This window comes from Collimonas arenae (assembly GCF_001584165.1).
Classification (GTDB): Bacteria; Pseudomonadota; Gammaproteobacteria; order Burkholderiales; family Burkholderiaceae_D; genus Collimonas; species Collimonas arenae.
Genome location: NZ_CP013233.1, coordinates 2,264,126 through 2,276,231 on the forward strand (window position 1 = coordinate 2,264,126; position 12,106 = coordinate 2,276,231).

11 protein-coding genes and 2 pseudogenes are annotated in these 12,106 nt (G+C 55.8%); all 13 read left to right on the forward strand.

Annotation, left to right across the window (positions count from 1 at the left end):
• The first annotated feature begins 369 nt into the window (after positions 1-369).
• The 13 genes and pseudogenes from CAter10_RS23550 (at position 370) to CAter10_RS10605 (ending at position 12,061) form a co-directional block, all read left to right on the forward strand.
• Positions 370-1,023 carry a cytochrome c family protein gene (locus tag CAter10_RS23550; protein ID WP_236905527.1) on the forward strand — a complete coding sequence of 218 codons (654 nt, stop codon included), beginning with the start codon at positions 370-372 and terminating at the stop codon, positions 1,021-1,023.
• 175 nt (positions 1,024-1,198) lie between these two features.
• Positions 1,199-1,702 carry a hypothetical protein gene (locus CAter10_RS23555; protein ID WP_236905528.1) on the forward strand — a complete coding sequence of 168 codons (504 nt, stop codon included), beginning with the start codon at positions 1,199-1,201 and terminating at the stop codon, positions 1,700-1,702.
• Positions 1,703-2,416, forward strand: a complete 714-nt coding sequence (locus tag CAter10_RS10555; RefSeq protein WP_082797864.1) for a c-type cytochrome — start codon at positions 1,703-1,705, stop codon at positions 2,414-2,416.
• 69 nt (positions 2,417-2,485) lie between these two features.
• Positions 2,486-2,791 (forward strand): high-potential iron-sulfur protein, encoded by a 306-nt coding sequence (locus CAter10_RS10560; protein ID WP_061533374.1) that lies wholly within the window; start codon positions 2,486-2,488, stop codon positions 2,789-2,791.
• A 387-nt stretch (positions 2,792-3,178) separates the two neighbouring features.
• Positions 3,179-3,900, forward strand: a pseudogene (locus CAter10_RS10565) (sulfite exporter TauE/SafE family protein).
• Between the two features lie 20 nt (positions 3,901-3,920).
• Positions 3,921-6,419 (forward strand): heavy metal translocating P-type ATPase, encoded by a 2,499-nt coding sequence (locus tag CAter10_RS10570; protein WP_257722351.1) that lies wholly within the window; start codon positions 3,921-3,923, stop codon positions 6,417-6,419.
• A 9-nt stretch (positions 6,420-6,428) separates the two neighbouring features.
• Positions 6,429-6,629 carry a cbb3-type cytochrome oxidase assembly protein CcoS gene (ccoS, locus tag CAter10_RS10575; RefSeq protein ID WP_061533375.1) on the forward strand — a complete coding sequence of 67 codons (201 nt, stop codon included), beginning with the start codon at positions 6,429-6,431 and terminating at the stop codon, positions 6,627-6,629.
• A gap of 100 nt (positions 6,630-6,729) precedes the next feature.
• Entirely contained in the window at positions 6,730-8,211 is a 1,482-nt protein-coding gene (gene ccoN / locus CAter10_RS10580) for a cytochrome-c oxidase, cbb3-type subunit I (RefSeq protein WP_061533376.1), read from the forward strand.
• A 34-nt stretch (positions 8,212-8,245) separates the two neighbouring features.
• Positions 8,246-8,860 (forward strand): cytochrome-c oxidase, cbb3-type subunit II, encoded by a 615-nt coding sequence (gene ccoO / locus CAter10_RS10585; protein ID WP_061533377.1) that lies wholly within the window; start codon positions 8,246-8,248, stop codon positions 8,858-8,860.
• A 2-nt stretch (positions 8,861-8,862) separates the two neighbouring features.
• A complete protein-coding gene (locus tag CAter10_RS10590) occupies positions 8,863-9,069 on the forward strand; it encodes a cbb3-type cytochrome oxidase subunit 3 (protein WP_061533378.1) in 207 nt (68 codons plus the stop codon).
• A pseudogene (gene ccoP / locus CAter10_RS10595) lies at positions 9,062-10,019 on the forward strand (cytochrome-c oxidase, cbb3-type subunit III). The gene CAter10_RS10590 and the pseudogene ccoP overlap by 8 nt, the downstream one beginning before the upstream one ends.
• A gap of 21 nt (positions 10,020-10,040) precedes the next feature.
• Complete coding sequence (gene ccoG / locus CAter10_RS10600) at positions 10,041-11,441, forward strand: cytochrome c oxidase accessory protein CcoG (protein WP_082798053.1); 1,401 nt, start codon at positions 10,041-10,043, stop codon at positions 11,439-11,441.
• 119 nt (positions 11,442-11,560) lie between these two features.
• Positions 11,561-12,061 (forward strand): FixH family protein, encoded by a 501-nt coding sequence (locus tag CAter10_RS10605; RefSeq protein WP_335340215.1) that lies wholly within the window; start codon positions 11,561-11,563, stop codon positions 12,059-12,061.
• Positions 12,062-12,106: the final 45 nt, after the last annotated feature.

Here is a 12,106-nt window from a genome sequence, read left to right on the forward strand (position 1 = left end):
CAGGCTTTATACCAATCCAGAATTAGGGCTGGCTTAGATGTGCCGACTGGCATGCGCCCAGCGCGATGTTGTTCGTTAGAACGAGAAAGTCCACGCTACAACGAGGGCGGTGGGCCGAGCGATATCTTTCATGGCGGAAATGTCAGTCTATTATCCAATTCATTTAAGTCAGCAAAGTGCGTCCGGGACAGCGATATGAGGAAAATTTGATATACGTCAAATTTAATCGGCCCTTTGTTGATACAAGTATGTCTGCATACCCAACATATCGGAACAATTCGAGCGCGCACATCTTTTGATGTTCTCTTGGTTTTACTCGAAGCCTTTCAAGAATAATTGTCAAAATTAACTGAAGGGAGGAGTCAGCAAATGAACGCGTTCATTTCTCGATATCGAATAATCAGATATTGTCATCTGATAGCCGTCACTTTTCTACTTGCAGCATGTCTCTTCCCAGTTACCACGCATGCGCTTCCTGCCTTCGCAAGGCAAACGGGACAGAATTGTGTGGCTTGCCACGCAGGCGGCCAATTTCCTGAGCTAACGGCTTATGGGAGACTGTTCAAACTCACCGGATATACGATCGGTACGCGGACGATTCCGTTGTCGGTGATGGGGGTTGCCAGCTTCACCAAGAGTTCCAATCCGGATAGCGACGTAGCATTCGCCAAGGACGCCGTCGCTTTGTTTCAAACCGGAAGTGTCTTTTTGGCTGGCAAAGTTACTGATAATGTCGGCGTATTCGGACAGTGGACCTATAACAACTACGACAATCAGAACCAGAATACCGGGCGATGGCAAGGGAAATGGGCTTCTGATAATTTCGATCTGCGTTACGCGGACAGAATCATCGGCCCGACACAAGACTTTATTTACGGCTTCAGTCTGAATAACAATCCTTCTGTTACCGATCCCTGGAACACCGCTCCCGCATGGATTCAGTATGTGCCTACCAAGTTTGGCGTCACTGCGCCTGACGCCAGCCCCATCATCAGCCAATTGGGACGCAGGTCGCCGGTCTGACAGCCTATGCTTTCTGGAACCAGACACTGTACGCAGAGTTGGCTGCCTATCAGACCAGTAACGGCGTCTGGTCGTTTTTAAGTCAGGGCACGAATGCGCAGAGCCAAACCTATCTGAAGGGCAGCAACCCTTACATCAGGCTAGCGCTGAGTCATGACTGGGGCCGCATAGTGCGATGATCGGCGTGCTCGCCATGAATGCCCAGATCTATCCAGACAGCACGAACCCTACTGGCCCCACGACGCGCTATCGCGACCGTGGCATAGACGCGCAGTATCAATATTTGCTTGATCCGCATACTGTCACGGCGCAGTTTAGCTATATCCGCGAAACCATCACGAATGGCGATGTAACGGGAATTGCCAGCAATGCCTCCAACACACTGAATCAGTTGCGGTTGAAAGCCAGCTATGTTTACCGTGCGAAATATGGCGCAAGCCTGGGTTATTTCAGCACGACCGGGAGTGCCGATCCAACCCTGTATCCGGATGTCGCGGCCAATCCAGGCACGCGCGGCTGGGTTCCTGAAATATTCTGGATGCCGGTCCAGTACTTGCGTATCGGCGTTCAATATTATGCCTACACTCAGTTCCACGGCGCTGCCACCAATTACGACGGAGCAGGGCGTAATGCCAGGGATAACAACACATTGTTCTTGTACCTGTGGGGAGCGTATTAAATGAAAAACCGCGATAGCGATCACACCAAGCCTCCTGGGACGACGGTAACACCGTGCGCTGACTTGAGGCGCAAGGTTGCTTATTTTTCCTTGAGTTTGATCATCGTTGCGAGTATGGCGGCTTGTAATCTGCCGGAAAGATCTCGCTCGCTGGGCGATCCCGGTGTCGCGGCCAAGACGCTGGCGCTGCAGGTTTGCTCCAATTGCCATGGCGTCCAAGGCGTGTCTGTATCTCCGAATTTTCCGAATCTGGCCGCGCAGTCGCAGCCGTATCTCGTGGAACAGCTCAAATCGTTCAAAAGCCATGGTCGTTCAGATCCGGCTGGTTTCGAGTACATGTGGGGCATCAGTGCGCGCCTGAGCGACGAACAGATCAATGGGCTTGCTGCCTATTTTTCTTCGCAGCCTCCGGCCTCGGGTAAGCCTGGAGAACCGGCGTTGCTGAACGAAGGCAGGAAAATATTTGCGCAAGGAATCGTCGCCAGCAACACGCCTGCATGTGCGGGTTGCCATGGCGCACATGGCGAGGGTATTCAACAATTCCCGCGTTTGGCAGGGCAACACGCGGACTATATTGTCAAGCAGTTGATGGTTTTTCAGAGGACAGACGAGAGGCCCGAGGGCGCGATGATGAAAGGTATCACGCATGAACTTACGCCACAGGACATGAGAAATGTGGCTGCTTATGTGGAGTCCATGGCTGCTGCGCAATAGCGAATGGCGCACCTCACTCATGTTGGCTGTCTAACCAGCTTCGTATCTTAACCACAGTGGAGAAATATTATGACCAATCGCCGCGATTTCATCATCCGTCTCAGCCTCGGCGGCGCAGTGCTCGCTTCCGGGCAATCTATCGCACAGAGTGCGATGGTGACCGAAAGCGATCCGCAATCCATGGCTCTAGGCTACAAAGCCGACGCCAGTAAAGCAGACAAGGCAAAGTTTCCCAAGTATGCGGCTGGCCAGTCATGCAGCAACTGCTCTCTGTATCAAGGCAAGCCCGGCGATGCTGCCGGCGGATGCCCGCTGTTCGCAGGGAAACAGGTGGCTGCGAATGGATGGTGTAGTGCTTGGACAAAAAAAGCTTGAGGCATGGTAGGTGATACGGCATCACGTCAAGTCGAAAACGATGTTCAGGAAAAAATCGACGGCCATGGATTGATCTATATCAAAGCGCTTGCTCCTGCTCCCTTGTATATTGCTCCGAACAGAATGATCGACCTCCTGTGTCGACCCATCCAAATGCTGGAGCCCATACATGTTAACTTCAAGAGATCCGTCTGCAGCTGATGCGGTTGATCATGATGCTCCCTCGCTTCGCAGGTCAATAAAGGTTTGCCCACGCGCTGCACCTTGCGCCGAGGCAGACCGGGATGCAGCAGATGGCAAAGCTTGCTCGGTGCGGGGCATGGGGGGCACATGAATCTCGTTCCGGTTTTTCTGATCGGCTTGTTGGGAAGCATCCATTGCATCGGCATGTGTGGTGGCATCGTCAGCGCCTTGTCGGTAGCGGCGGCGCCATCGACGCGTGTCATTCAGTTGCGGCTGGTGACTGGTGGTGTCAGCCCTGAGCCCCAAAAGCAAACCTATTTCATGCAATTTCCACGCGTACTCGCCTACAACAGCGGCAGACTGTTCAGCTACGCCATCGCTGGAACCCTGGCTGGGGGCTGGCGCAAAGCGTGCGCGCCATGACGTCACTGTCATCGTTACAAATAGGTGCATATTGGCTGACCAATCTGATATTGATCTTGCTGGGCCTACACTTGATGGGGGCCTGGCGCGGCTTGAGCCAGCTGGAAACCATTGGGCAGACCGTCTGGCGGCGCTTGCAGCCAGCCATTAAATTTTTTCTGCCCATGGACAGTCCGGCCAAGGCATTGATGCTGGGCGCTTTGTGGGGCTGGCTGCCGTGCGGCATGGTCTACAGCGTGCTGCTGACCGCCATGCTGAGCGGCGACGCCGTATCCGGCGCCAAGGTGATGCTAGCGTTCGGATTGGGAACCTTGCCCATGCTGCTCACACTTGGCATGCTGGGCATGCGTTTGAAAGGTCTGCTGCTTGATCCTCGGGCCCGCGTCGCCGGCGGCTTGATCGTGTTGCTGTTTGGGGTGGCGGGCGCTCTCCGGCTGGTCAACGGCTTGAGCTTGGGCTGGCTTGATGCTATCTGCATCAGCCCGCTGGGAGCAGGACATTGACTGCCGCCTTTGTTGATCTTGTGCCGCCTTCATTGGACGCTGTCGTCGAGCTAACCTCTGGCAACTGCTTTCATTGTGGCCTGCCATTGCCGCCCACTGAAGCAGGAAAGCAATGGTTCGTCAAGATCGCACAAGTGCCGCGCGCGATGTGCTGCCCGGGTTGCGCAACGGTTGCACAAACCATCGTCGATAGCGGTTACGCCGACTATTATTCTTCACGCACCGCCTTTTCCAATCGTATCGACGGCGACGGACTGGTACCGTCACAACTGCGACTGTATGACGATGAAGACAGTTTTTCGCAATTCGCCACCACACTTGATAACCGTGATGGACCCGACGCTTTGCTGGTCGAAGCGACCTTGGCACTGGACGGTATTCATTGCGCGGCCTGTGTCTGGCTGATCGAACAGCGATTGGCGCGCCTTCCGGGACTGCGGCTGGCCAATCTCAATGTGGCGGGTGAGCGTCTGCATGTGCGTTGGGACAAGACGCAATGCAAGCCCAGCGATATTCTGCAAGCGTTGCACGAGATTGGCTACAGCGCCTACCCGTTCGATGCGGTCAGGCAGGCGGAACAGCTGCGCAAATCCGAAAAGCGCTTGTTCCGTCAAACGTTCATTGCCGGACTCTGCATGATGCAGGTCATGATGTACGCAGCTCCTGCCTATTTCTCCAGCGCTGGCAGCATTGACCACGCGCAGCTGCAGTTGATGCGCTGGGCCAGTCTGCTACTGACCTTGCCGGTACTCTGCTACTCGGCACTGCCTTTTTTGCGTGGCGCCTGGACCGGCATGAAATTGCGCCGCTTCGGCATGGATCTGCCGGTGGCGATTGGCATTGTTGCTGCCTTTGCCGGCAGTGCCGTGGCCACCGTGCGCGGTTCTGGCGAAGTCTACTTCGACACCGTCACCATGTTCGTTTTTCTTCTGTTGTGCAGTCGCTACCTGGAGCAGATGGCACGACGCAAGGCGGCGTCGACGCTGGAGCGCCTGCAACACGCGTTGCCTGATTCAGCCACCCGTCTGCTTGACTATCCCGTCACGATGGATGGCGAGGTCATTGCTGCGGCAAGACTGGGCAAGAATGACCTGATCCTGGTCAAGCCGGGGGAAGTGATCGCGGCTGACGGCATGTTGCTGAGTGCCTGCGGCAGCATTGACGTGTCCTTGTTGACAGGGGAAAGTAAGCCCGTATCGCGCGTCGCCGGGGATGCGCTACCTGGGGGGGCAGTCAACTGCGGGCAGGCCATTGTGGTGGAGGTAAGCCGGCTAGTGCGCGAAAGCACCTTGTCGGCCTTATTCAAGCTGGCAGAGCAGTCGGTGCAAAGCAAGCCACGTATGGCGCAATGGGCAGACCAGGTCGCAGGCTGGTTCGTGGCGGCCTTGTTATTGTGTGCGTTGCTAGCGTTCTGTACCTGGCAGTGGCTGGATCCGGTGCGCGCCTGGCCGATTGCCATCGCCGTACTGGTGGTGTCCTGTCCTTGCGCATTGTCGCTGGCGACGCCGTCGGCGCTGGCGGCAGCCACCGATCGCCTGCTGCGTAACGGCGTGTTGATCGTGCAGCCACACGTTTTGGAAACACTGCATAGGGCGACGTGCGTCATTTTTGATAAAACTGGCACACTCACCGTGGGAAAACCGGTGCTGCAGAATGTGACCGCATATGGTCATGACGCCAGCGAGCGGTATCTGCAGATAGCTGCGACGATGGAAATATCCAGCGCCCATCCGCTTGCACGGGCGATCGTCGATGCTATTCGCGATGTCTCGGCCGAGTCACCTGCCTTGCATATTGAGGCAATCAGCCAGATAGCGGGAGAGGGCGTACAGGCGGAGATTGACGGGATTTCATATCGGCTCGGCTCGGCGTCGTTTGTGGCAGGGATGGCCGGCGCCGCAACGCCAGCCATCGCATCCGAAGACGCGACGCTGACGCCGGTGTTTCTTGGCAAGGACGGCGAATGGCTGGCGCGTTTCGACCTGGTAGATGCGATACGGGAAGATGCCCGCCAGACTGTCAGCTATTTCCAGCGTCAGGGCAAGAAGGTGATATTGCTTAGTGGTGACGAAAGCACGGTGGCGCAACTGGTGGCGCGTGAATTACACATGGATGACGCCTATGGCGAACAATTGCCGGCGCAAAAGCTGGCGTTCGTGCAAGCGTTACAAGAGCGCGGCGAGATCGTTGCGATGGTTGGCGATGGCGTCAACGATGCGGCCGTGCTGGGCGCCGCCAACGTCTCCTTTGCGATGGGGGCAGGCGCGGCGTTGGCGCAAGTCCATGCGGACACGGTGCTGTTGTCGGATCGATTGTCTGCGCTTGCAGACACCGCCAGGCTCGGCAAAAAAGCCATGCGGGTGATCAGGCAGAACCTGGTCTGGGCGTCTATCTATAATCTGCTGGCCATTCCGGCAGCAGCGCTGGGTCTGCTTAACCCATGGCTATCTGCGGTAGGCATGTCGTGCAGTTCAGCACTGGTGGTGATCAACGCGCTGCGTTTGCGCAACAAGATATAGGAGGATGAAATGGAATCACTATATCTGCTCATCCCTATCAGTACGGTGCTGGTATTCCTGGCGATCTGGGTGTTTGTCCGTGCTTCCGACAGTGGTCAGTTCGATGACATGGTCGGCCCCGCGCTCAGAATCCTGCTAGACGACGACAGCGCCCACCAGCAAGAGAAAATAATACCCGAGCCACTTCCCGACAACGACGTCGCGAAATAATTCCTGCCAACACAGCGCTATTTGATTCACATCAAAGAAAAGCCGCTGATAGCCAGCTAACCTCGCCCCATTGAAGTTGCATTTTGGGGGAGAGAAGAACGTGGAAAAAGCGCTTAACTATAACTACAGGGTCGTCAAGCAATTTTCGATTGCGACGATCGTGTGGGGAGTGGTCGGCATGACGGTCGGCCTGCTGATCGCGGCCCAACTGGCGTGGCCGATGATGAATTTCGACATACCCTGGCTGACGTTTGGTCGCTTGCGGCCCTTGCACACCAATGCAGTGATCTTCGCGTTCGGCGGCAGCGCGTTGATGGCAACTTCTTATTACGTCGTGCAGCGGACTTGCCAGGTCAGACTGTTTTCGGACGGTTTGGCGGCATTCACGTTTTGGGGCTGGCAGCTGGTGATCGTGCTGGCGGCAATCACTCTGCCGATGGGCTACACGCGCGGCAAGGAATATGCGGAACTCGAATGGCCAATCACCATATTGCTGGCCGTGGTATGGGTGGCATATGCCGTGGTATTTTTCGGTACGCTGGCCAAGCGCAAGGTTTCCCATATCTATGTTGCCAACTGGTTCTACGGCGCTTTCATCATTGCGGTAGCGCTCTTGCATGTCGTCAACGGCATGTCCATGCCTGCCACCTTGACCAAGTCCTACTCTGCATACAGCGGTGTCCAGGACGCCATGATCCAGTGGTGGTACGGCCACAATGCGGTTGGGTTTTTCCTGACCGCAGGATTTCTCGGCATGATGTATTACTTTATCCCCAAGCAGGCCGAGCGGCCGGTATATTCCTATCGTCTCTCGATCGTACACTTCTGGGCGTTGATCTTCACTTACATGTGGGCCGGCCCGCATCATCTCCACTACACCGCGCTGCCGGACTGGACGCAGTCGTTAGGCATGGTGTTCTCACTCATCCTTCTGGCGCCGTCTTGGGGTGGCATGATCAACGGCATGATGACCTTGTCCGGTGCCTGGCACAAGTTGCGCACTGATCCAATCCTGAAATTCCTTGTGGTCTCGCTCTCGTTTTACGGCATGGCGACCTTTGAAGGGCCGATGATGGCCATCAAGACGGTCAACGCCTTGTCGCACTATACGGACTGGGGTATTGCCCACGTCCATTCCGGCGCACTGGGCTGGGTCGGTTTCATCACGATGGGTTCGATGTATTACCTGATCCCACGTCTGGTAGGCAAACAGCAGATGTGGAGCGTAAAAATGATTGAACTGCATTTCTGGATGGCCACCATCGGCATCGTCCTGTACATCGCCGCGATGTGGATTGCCGGCGTGATGCAAGGCTTGATGTGGCGCGCGGTTAATGCCGACGGCACGCTTACCTATGCCTTCGTTGAAGTGGTCAAGGCGACTTATCCGTACTATGTGATTCGCTTCTTTGGCGGCTTGCTGTACCTGAGCGGCATGTTGTTGATGGCGTTCAACGTGTTCAAGACGATGCGCTACAGCTTCCCGGTAGATACCCGTATTGCCACGCCGCGTGTTCATCCCGCAGCGCCGCAACTGGCTCCTGCCGCCAAGATCGGCGCTGAAGCGGCGCAGATCACATGACGCAGACAATCCAAATTGATCCGGGAGTATGGGAATGAAATTTACGCACGATTCTATAGAAAAAAATCATTGGCTATTGATCGGACTGGTGGTGCTGGTTGTCAGTGTCGGGGGACTGGCGGAAATTGTGCCCCTGTTTTTCCAGAAATCGACTACCCAGCCGATTACCGGCCTGCGACCTTATTCGCCGCTGCGGCTGGCAGGGCGCGACATTTATATACGCGAAGGTTGCTATAACTGCCATTCCCAGATGATTCGGCCGTTCCGTGCCGAAACAGAGCGCTATGGTCATTATTCCGTAGCTGGCGAATCGGTGTACGACCGGCCGTTCCAGTGGGGATCGAAGCGCACCGGGCCGGATCTGGCGCGTGTTGGCGGCCGCTATAGCGATGAATGGCATCGCGCTCATCTGCACAATCCACGCGACCTGGTGCCGGAATCGATCATGCCGAGCTATCCATGGCTGGAATCGACGCGTCTGGTCCCTGACGATATCGTGCCGCATCTGCGCGCGTTGCAACGTCTCGGCGATCCTTATACCGATGCCGAGATCGCCGCAGCACCGGCGGAATTGCAGGACAAGACCGAGCAAGATGCGTTGATCGCCTATTTGCAAGGATTGGGAATACAGATCAAGGCGGAAAGATAATCATGGCTATCCAAAAAATACTGATTGATGCGCACAGCATCATTACCGTGATCAGTTTCGTCACGTTCATCGGCATTGTCTGGTGGAGTTATATTCGAAAGCAACCCAAGGATTTCGACGATGCGGCGCTATTGCCTTTCACCGACGACCAGGAGCAATTCGACAAGGTGAAGGCGGAACTGGACGCCAGGGAGAAGCACCATGGCTGACTTTACCGACGGTTTCTGGAGCCCTATATCACCATATTGACGATACTCAGCATCTTCGGTTGCGGTGTACTGCTGTGGATGCAGGGTAGCCGCAAGGTCAAGCTGGAGCCGGGAAAGGATCCAGCTGACAATACCACGGGCCATGTCTGGGACGACGATCTAGGGGAATTGAACAACCCTTTGCCGCGCTGGTGGATGTGGCTGTTCTATTTGACCATCGTCTTCGGGCTGGTCTACCTGGTGCTATATCCCGGCCTTGGCAGCTACGCCGGCCAGTTGGGCTGGAAATCCAGTAGCGCCTACCAGGACGAGTTGAAGAAAGCCGATGCCGACTATGGGCCGATGTTCAACAAATACCTGCATCAAGATCTGAAAACCGTTGCCGCCGATCCTCAGGCGCACGCGATCGGCGAGCGTTTGTTTCTGACCTATTGTGCGCAATGCCACGGCTCCGACGCACGCGGCAATAAAGGCTTTCCGAACCTGACCGACCAGGATTGGCTGCATGGCGGTGAGCCGGAAACCATCAAGATCACCATTATGGAAGGCCGGCATGGCGTGATGCCGCCGATGGGAGCGGCGCTGGGGGGCGACAAGGATGTCGAGAATGTCGCCCATTATGTGCTGAGCCTGTCCGGCTCCAACCATGATCCGATCAAGGCGGTTTTCGGCAAGCCGAAATTTTCTGTCTGCATGGGTTGCCATGGCCCTGGCGGCGGGGCAATCAGGTCATTGGCGCGCCGAACCTGACCGACAAGATATGGCTCTATGGCGGCAGTGTCGACACCATCATGGAAACCATCCGCAAGGGCCGTGACAACACCATGCCATCGTTCAAGGATTTCCTTGGTGAGCCGAAGGTACATGTACTCGCAGCTTATGTCTGGAGTTTGTCGAATCATCCGGGGGATGCCATCGCACTTGATCATGCGCCTGGCGCACCACAGTAATTGGAACAAGAACAACCAACCATGGACACCAGCGATTCCTCCGCCAAGACTGCCGTTGTCAGGATGTACCAGGCACGGCAGCAAATATATCCGCGCGATGTCAACGGACGGTATGCCACGCTACGCTGGGTATGTGTGTGGCTGACACAATTGGTGTTTTATGGCATGCCTTGGCTGAGATGGAACGATCGTCAGGCAGTTCTGTTTGATCTGGCGACGCGCAAATTCTACTTGTTCGGCATCGTGCTGTGGCCGCAGGATTTCATCTATCTTGCGGTACTGCTTATCATCTGTGCGTTTTCGCTGTTTCTCTTTACTGCGATCGCCGGTCGCGTCTGGTGCGGCTACGCTTGCCCGCAGACGGTGTATACCAAGATTTTTCTATGGCTGGAAAGCCGGATCGAAGGGCCGCGAAGTGCACGCATGCGGCTCGACAGGCAAGCATGGTCGCTCGACAAGTTGCTGCGCAAAGGCGGCAAGCATGTAGCCTGGGCGGCGGTAGCGCTGTGGACAGGCTTTACTTTCGTCGGCTATTTCACCCCCATTCGCGATCTCGCGCGCGAAGCCACCGTATTTGGCTTGGGATCCTGGGAGTGGTTCTGGGTTCTTTTCTATGGCTTCGCCACCTATGGCAACGCCGGCTGGATGCGCGAGCAAGTGTGCAAGTACATGTGCCCCTATGCGCGCTTTCAGAGCGCCATGTTCGATCGCGATTCCTTGATCATCACTTATGATGCGGAACGCGGCGAACCGCGTTCCAGTCACTATCAGAAGACACCCGAACCAACGCGTTCCCCGTGCATTGACTGCAGCATGTGTGTACAGGTATGCCCGACCGGAATCGATATCCGTGGCGGTCTGCAATACATGTGCATCGGCTGCGCTGCCTGTGTCGACGCCTGCAATATGGTGATGGACAAGATCGGCGCGCAACGCGGGCTGATCCGCTATTCGACGGAATATGCCATGGCCGAAAAATTGTCGCCGTCCGCCATTTTGCGTCGGGTTGTTCGGCCGCGCGTACTTGTCTACAGCTCGGCGTTGCTGGTGATCATAACGATTTTTATCGGTTCGCTGGCCCTCCGGGTTCCTCTCAAGCTCGATGTGATTCGCGACCGCGGCTCCATGGGCCGGGAAGTAGAGGAAGGTGCGGTTGAGAATGTCTACCGGCTACAGGCAATCAATACCGATGAATTACCTCGCCGCTACAAGATAAGCGTGACGGGAATCGACGGCATCGCATTGTCTGGCGACGACGAAGTGTCACTTGGCGCCATCGAAACACGACTTCTGCCCGTGCGGGTAAGGGTGCCGCACGGACAGGGCAGGCCAGGCTCCAACATCATTTATTTCAAACTGCAGTCGATAGACGGCACGAGGGCGCAGGTCAATGAAAAGGCTGTGTTCTATATCCCGCGCTGAAGGTGCATCACCGTCAGATTGCAGCACATCCATACGAACAGGATACCTATGAAAAGCCAGCAAAGCGTGACCTTCAAGACGGACATCGTTTCCAAGCCTTGGTACAGCCAGCGCTGGCCATGGCTGCTGATGCTTGGCCGGCAATAGTTGTGGCGGCAGCAAGCTACACCTGCTGGCTGGCATTTACCCGGCAAGATGCGTTGGTCGAGGATGACTATTACAAAGAAGGTAATGCGATCAACCAGGATCTGAAGCGCGATGAAGAGGCGATCCGGCGGGGCATCTCCGGGAATCTGCGTTACGATCCGAAAACCGGCTTGTTGAGTGGTGTTTTACTTCATGTCGACGGCCAGGCGGACCAGGCTATCGCGCCCGAAACGACGCCAGACTTGCAGTTGCGCCTTATTCATTCTACCTTGCCCGACAAAGACATCACTCTCTTTGTCAGACCGGATGCCAACGGTCGTTTCTCGGTGAGCTTGCCGCAATTGGACATGGCGCGCTGGCAGATACTGATTGAAGATGCGCATCGTGATTGGCGCTTGCATGCTAGCTGGCTCTGGCCGCAACATACTACTGTCGATCTGAATCCGGTTGCGATGAAACCGGCAGATGACTGATTTTTTTATTACTCCTTTTGCGGATTGCCTGGTTTCCTGGTTGGC

What these genes read in the sequence shown, in the direction of transcription:
- CAter10_RS23555 (WP_236905528.1), top strand. Translation starts at nt 1,199, where the DNA reads ATGATCGGCGTGCTCGCCATGAATGCCCAGATCTATCCAGACAGCACG.
- CAter10_RS10555 (WP_082797864.1), top strand. Translation starts at nt 1,703, where the DNA reads ATGAAAAACCGCGATAGCGATCACACCAAGCCTCCTGGGACGACGGTA.
- CAter10_RS10560 (WP_061533374.1), top strand. Translation starts at nt 2,486, where the DNA reads ATGACCAATCGCCGCGATTTCATCATCCGTCTCAGCCTCGGCGGCGCA.
- ccoG (WP_082798053.1), top strand. Translation starts at nt 10,041, where the DNA reads ATGGACACCAGCGATTCCTCCGCCAAGACTGCCGTTGTCAGGATGTAC.
- ccoO (WP_061533377.1), top strand. Translation starts at nt 8,246, where the DNA reads ATGAAATTTACGCACGATTCTATAGAAAAAAATCATTGGCTATTGATC.
- CAter10_RS23550 (WP_236905527.1), top strand. Translation starts at nt 370, where the DNA reads ATGAACGCGTTCATTTCTCGATATCGAATAATCAGATATTGTCATCTG.
- CAter10_RS10590 (WP_061533378.1), top strand. Translation starts at nt 8,863, where the DNA reads ATGGCTATCCAAAAAATACTGATTGATGCGCACAGCATCATTACCGTG.
- CAter10_RS10605 (WP_335340215.1), top strand. Translation starts at nt 11,561, where the DNA reads ATGGCTGCTGATGCTTGGCCGGCAATAGTTGTGGCGGCAGCAAGCTAC.
- ccoS (WP_061533375.1), top strand. Translation starts at nt 6,429, where the DNA reads ATGGAATCACTATATCTGCTCATCCCTATCAGTACGGTGCTGGTATTC.